The following is a 1,813-nucleotide window of genomic DNA, read 5'->3' on the forward strand; positions in this document are numbered from 1 at the left end:
CCTCGCATACCGCGTTCATGGATCCGATCCTTGATGAACTGCGCGCCGAACTGGCCGACATCACCCCCCAAACACCACAGATCCCGTTCATTTCGACTGCGGTGGATCCCGCGGGGCCCACACCGCGACTGGACGCCGACTACTGGGTGGCCAATGTGCGCAAGCCCGCGCTGGTCAGCCAGGCCGTGACGGTGGCAACGGCGGACCACGACACATTCATCGAGATCAGCCCCCACCCGCTGTTGACGCACTCCATCATCGAGACGGCCGAGGCCGCCGACACGCCAGTGACAGTGGCCTCAACCCTGCGTCGGGGCGATGACGAAACGCTGAGCTTCCACGTTTCGCTCACCGAACTCGGTGGGCAGCACAGCGGCACCGGGGGCGCCAGGGCCGGCGGATTCGCCGAACTGCCCACCACCCCCTGGCAGCACAGCCGGCATTGGCTCTCCGGGCCCGGACGGGCCGGCCAGGCACCGGACGTGCACCCGCTGCTCGGCGTACACGTCGAGCAGCTCACCGGCGACCACCTCTGGCAGAACGGCCTTCTTGCCGAGGCCATGCCGTGGCTGGCCGAGCAGCCGGCGCACGGTCAGGCCATTGGGTCGGTGGCGGCACTGATCGAGATGGCGGTGGCGGCAGGCAGCCAGGCCCTCGGCAAGCCCGCCGAGTCGATCGCGGTGACCGGCCTGCAGAGCGAACAGCCGCTGGTACTCCACAGCGGAATGCAGGTCACCACCCAGTTCAGCGGGGCGGATGGCCAGAGCAGAGTTGAGATCCACGCCCGCACGGCCGGCGGGGCCTGGACCCGGTATGCGGTCGCAGACATCGCAGCGGCGCCGGCGGATCAGGCGGCCTCGGAGCCTGACGAGGGGACCGAGCACGGTGTGCTCACCCTGCCCGACACCGTGGCCACTCACCCCGCCTACCGCCTGCACCCGGCATTGCTCGATGCCGGGCTGCGGCAGCTGGCGGCGGGCATCGGTGCCGATGACGCGGAGCACAGCGGTTACGTGCCGGTGGCGGTGGCCGGGGTGCGGGTGTTCGCACCGGCCGGACGTCAGGTGCGCTGCCACACCGAGGTGAGCCGTCCCGAAGACAAGATGGCCCTCGGCCGGGTCGTTCTGAGCGATGACACCGGCACCGCCATCGCTGAACTCACCGGTGTCGAGCTGCGGCCGCTGGATCCCCGCGCGCTGCGGGTGCCGCTGGACCAGAAGCTGTTCGTCACCGAGTGGACGCCCACGGAACTCGCCCCGACGTCCGAGGGCACCGGTGCGGCCGCCGGCAGCTGGCTGCTGCTCACCGAAACCGACCCCGAGGGTGTGGCCGCGCAGTTCGCCGCACGGCTGTCCGCGCAGAACCGCATGGTGCTCACCGGCCCGTTCGCCGATGGCCCTGCCCTGATCGACACGGTGCGGCAGGCCGGCGCCGACCCGGCGCATCCGCCGGCCGGCATCGTCGTCTTCCTGGACCGGGTCGGGTTCGACAGCTCCGACCCCGACGCCGCATTGGCCCGCGCCCGCGAACTCGTCTGGACAGCGTCGTCGACGGCCCGCGCCGCGGTCGACGGTTGGTCCGGCGTATCTGGGGCAACCAAACCGCGACTTTGGCTGGTCAGCCGGGGCGGTCTGGCGTTCGGCAGCGATGAGCCCGGCGACCCGGCTGTCGGTGCGTTCAAGGGCGTGGTCCGCACCTGGCGGTTCCCCGGCGAACTCGCCCGGGTGCTGGCCGATGAACCGGACCTGGGCGCCACCCTGGTCGACCTGGAGGCCTCGGCCGACGCCGCAGCCCTGGCCCTGTCTCTTATACA

General features: G+C 71.0%; 1 protein-coding gene. It reads left to right on the forward strand.

The annotated features are described in order from the left end of the window. Positions 1 to 17: 17 nt before the first annotated feature. The coding region (locus LI94_RS21065; RefSeq protein WP_239651295.1) for an acyltransferase domain-containing protein at positions 18 to 1,813 on the forward strand (1,796 nt) is incomplete at its 3' end.

The sequence above is a fragment of the Mycobacterium sp. UM_Kg27 genome, from assembly GCF_000972905.1.
Taxonomy (GTDB): Bacteria; Actinomycetota; Actinomycetes; order Mycobacteriales; family Mycobacteriaceae; genus Mycobacterium.